Source organism: Arthrobacter rhombi (assembly GCF_039526245.1).
Lineage (GTDB): Bacteria > Actinomycetota > Actinomycetes > Actinomycetales > Micrococcaceae > Arthrobacter_H > Arthrobacter_H rhombi.
The window spans coordinates 1-3,563 of the sequence record NZ_BAAAIV010000021.1; the positions used below are offsets into that span (position 1 = coordinate 1).

The 3,563-nt window shown below is 66.5% G+C and carries 5 protein-coding genes and 1 pseudogene; 3 read left to right on the forward strand and 3 right to left on the reverse strand.

The window, feature by feature from the left end; translation table 11 throughout:
• From ABD088_RS15545 to ABD088_RS15555, 3 genes and pseudogenes are all read right to left on the reverse strand, one after another.
• Window positions 1-263, reverse strand: a pseudogene (locus ABD088_RS15545) (hypothetical protein); the annotation flags it as partial.
• A 111-nt stretch (window positions 264-374) separates the two neighbouring features.
• The gene (locus ABD088_RS15550; RefSeq protein WP_343902882.1) at window positions 375-659 is read right to left on the reverse strand and encodes a hypothetical protein; all 285 of its coding nucleotides are present in this window, start codon (window positions 657-659) and stop codon (window positions 375-377) included.
• A gap of 92 nt (window positions 660-751) precedes the next feature.
• Complete coding sequence (locus ABD088_RS15555; RefSeq protein ID WP_343902883.1) at window positions 752-1,174, reverse strand: four-helix bundle copper-binding protein; 423 nt, start codon at window positions 1,172-1,174, stop codon at window positions 752-754.
• Between the two features lie 263 nt (window positions 1,175-1,437).
• Between ABD088_RS15555 and ABD088_RS15560 the strand changes: the two genes are divergently transcribed.
• From ABD088_RS15560 to ABD088_RS15570, 3 genes are all read left to right on the forward strand, one after another.
• Window positions 1,438-1,875, forward strand: coding sequence for a hypothetical protein (locus tag ABD088_RS15560; RefSeq protein WP_343902884.1), 438 nt, complete (start codon window positions 1,438-1,440; stop codon window positions 1,873-1,875).
• Between the two features lie 113 nt (window positions 1,876-1,988).
• Complete coding sequence (locus ABD088_RS15565; protein WP_343902885.1) at window positions 1,989-2,594, forward strand: DUF305 domain-containing protein; 606 nt, start codon at window positions 1,989-1,991, stop codon at window positions 2,592-2,594.
• Window positions 2,595-2,688: 94 nt separating this feature from the next.
• On the forward strand, window positions 2,689-3,563 hold an 875-nt coding region (locus tag ABD088_RS15570; protein WP_343902886.1), incomplete at its 3' end, for a F510_1955 family glycosylhydrolase.

The following is a 3,563-nucleotide window of genomic DNA, read 5'->3' on the forward strand; positions in this document are numbered from 1 at the left end:
GGCCTCGCCCTGGAGAGTGCGTGGATGCTGAAGTCCTCGAGGTCCACAGGGGTCCACTCCCATGGTAGCTTCTCGCAGTATGCGGAGAAGCGGCGGATGAAACTGGTCCTGACGTCGATGGTTTGCCTTGACAACCCGCGGCTTTGTTGCTGGTCGTCCCAGCCTTGGAGCATCGCGTTGAAGATGAACGCAGGCTCGTCCAACGGACGGACGTTGCCCAACACATGCAGCGGGGACTCCCCCATTTCGCGTTGGTTGGCCATCGTTCGATTGTTGCATTAAATGCAACAATGATGCAATGGCTTTCGGATCTCATTCCGGTGCCGGTGCGGGGCCCGAGGGGTGGAAGGCCGATGGGGAGTTAGCGCATCCGCCTACCGCGCGGCCGCGATGAGCTCCCCCAGCAAGCACGTGGTCCTGGCCCGGATGTCGTCGCGCACCAGCCTCATCCTTTCCATTCCATCGATCCCCCTCGTGGAAGGTTCATCGATGTCCCAGCTCCGCATCAGGGCTCCCGGAATCGGTTCCAATTCCGCTTCCCGGCCAAGGGTGATCACCAGGTCGACCCCGGCGAGCAGTTCCCTGGTGATGGGTTTGGGGCGCTCGTCGCCGATTTCGGTGCCCGCACGGGAAAGCGCTCGCCCTGCCTGGACAAGCAAGGGGTGGGCCTAACGGACCTCTAGGAACGGGCCCCCGGCAACGCGACGGCCGCGCCTTCCTGCCTTGTGGCGGCCTTCACGGGGCGGCCCGTTTATTCGGAGGCTCCGCGTCCCAGGCCGGCGAGGAGTTCGTTGCATGCCTGCTCGCAGCGGCGGCAGGCATCGGCGCAGACCTTGCAGTGCCCGTGCATTTCGGCGTGCTGTCCGCATTCATCGGCGCAGGCCTTGCAGGTCGCGGCACAGGCCTCGAGGACCGACCTGGTGACGTTGGCGTCGTAGCCGGTGTGCCGGGAGAGGACATTTCCGGTCGTGGCGCAGACGTCCGCGCAATCCAGGTTCGTCCTGATGCACTTGGTGAGGTCGGCGACCATGTCCTCGGCCAGGCAGGCGTCCGCGCAGGAGGTGCAGGTCTGGGCACACTCGAAACACGCGGCGATGCAGTCCGCGAGTTTTTCGCGGTCGATACCGCCCAGGTCCTTGGGGTACGTGTCGAGCATGCTGGTGATGTGGCTCATTGGTTTGCTCCCTTGCGCGTCGGTTTCGTCCGGTTCAGGCCGTGCGGAGCACGCCTGGTTTGCCCCACGCTAGACCTGCCTGCGGGGAGGTGTCGACGGGATGCGCAGCTGTTCCGAAGGAACGCCGCGCCCCGGTCTTCCATACCCCCGCGGGGTAGGACTGCGTACCGGCATGGCTCACGGGGCCGTGACACGAACCGGGTCTCCGGCCCGTGGCCATGAACGGGCCGGTCCCTCCCCGGGGCGGTAGAATGGCCCATGTGATGGATTCAGGGAGGACCGGACCCCGCCGGCATTCTTTCCTGCTCCTGCTGTGCCTCGGCGCCGTCCTGACGGGCATCATCGGCATGCACCTGTGGATGGGCGGACACGGGGAACACACGGATTCCCAACCGGCCCTGTCCTCCGCCAGCGTGGCCTCACTGGCCACGGCTTCGGACCTGCCCAACATTCATGCGCACACCGGGGCCATTGGCGACGGATCGCCGATGGCCGGTTGCGTCGGCACCTGCGATGCCGGGGACATGGCAGCTGGCATCTGCATGCTCTCGCTGATCGTCCTGGCGATGTTCGCCTTCCTGGTTCCACCGCGCAACGAGCTGCTGCGTACGCTGCTGCGTCGCGGCCCACCGCGCGTCCCGCGGGGATTCCGACTCGTTCCCACTCCTTCGTTGACCCAGCTCTGCATCAGCCGCACCTAGAACCGTGTGCGGACCAGCCGTGCCCACCGGGCACCTGGTTCATCATCTGTCGGCCACCGCCTGGTGGCTGGCAGACCTGCAGACACTTTCTTAGCAACGAAGGACGAACCACCATGAACCGCAAGCTTTTCCTGCCCGCCATCGGCCTGGCCGCAGCAATCACCCTGGCCGGTTGCGCCGGCAACGAGAACCCCGCCGCCTCCGGCTCCGCCACGGCTTCCTCCCAGTCGGCCTCGTCAACTGCCGGGAGCCCGGTTTCGGCCGAGCACAACGACGCGGACACGATGTTCGCGCAGATGATGATCCCCCACCACAAGCAGGCCGTGCAGATGAGCGGGATCATGCTCGCCAAGGACGGCATCGACAACAAGATCACCGACCTGGCCACGACCATCAAGGAAGCCCAGGGACCCGAGATCCAGACCATGACCGGATGGCTGAAGGCGTGGGGCGAACCCACCGCATCGGACATGGGAGGCCACGGCATGGAGGGCATGATGACCGACAGCCAGCTCAAGGAGCTGGAGTCTGCCCAGGGCACCGATGCCTCTCGGATGTTCCTGGAGGGAATGATCGAGCACCACAAGGGCGCCGTCGGGATGGCCGAGGACGAGATCGCCGACGGAAAGAACCCCCAGGCCGTCGCCCTGGCCCAGCAGATCAAAAAGACCCAGCAGGCGGAGATCAAGAAGATGCAGGACCTGCTCGCCGGCCTCTAGGCCACCAATCTCCCGCGCAGCCAACCGTGTGGGGCCGGAATCCCGGCCCCACACGGTCACTGGCTGCGCGCCCAGGAAATTCCAAAGGACCCCCATGTACCCCCTTTTGCCCAAGCCCGTCATGACCCTGCGCAGGACCGGGTTCGCTGCCGTCCTGGCCGCGGGCGCGCTGTTGCTCTCGGCCTGCTCTCCCCCGGCCCCGCTGGACGATTCGGTTCCGGTGGCCGACTCCGCCGACTACCCGGCCAGCCACATCCACGGCATGGACGTGGATGCCGGCTCGGGGAGGGTCCTGCTGGCCACCCACGAGGGCCTGTATGACGTCTCCACGAAACCGGCCACCAGGATCGGCCCCGAGATCGACCTCATGGGCTTCACCGTCGCAGCCGACGGGACCCTGTACGCCTCCGGACACCCCGGCCCCGGGGTGGACCTGCCCAACCCGGTGGGGCTGATCGAATCCACCGACGGGGGCAGGAACTGGACCCCGTCATCGCGAACCGGGCAATCGGACTTCCACGCCCTTGCCGCCACCCACGAGGGAATCATCGGCTTCGACGGCCAACTGCTCACCAACAAGGGCGGCAGCTCCTGGGAGCTGGCCGGGGACCAGGTGCCGGCCTACCACCTCGCCGCCGCCACCGACGGCCACGTCGCCTTGGCGACCACGGAGTCCGGCCTGATGCGCTCGAACGACCACGGCAACTCATGGAACCGGGTCCCCGGGGCCCCCTTGTTGATGATCACCGCCATATCCGGCAACCAGGCAGCGGGCATCACACCCGACGGGGCCCTGTATGTCAGCAGCGACGGCGGCCTGCAATGGCAAAAACAACCCGCCACCTCGAAGGACGTGGCCGCCATGGACCTGGTCGTCAAGGACGGCGACACGCAGATCTGGATCGCCTCCGCGACCGGTGTACAGGTCTCCCGCGACCTGGGGCGCACCTTCACCGACGCCGAGCCCCA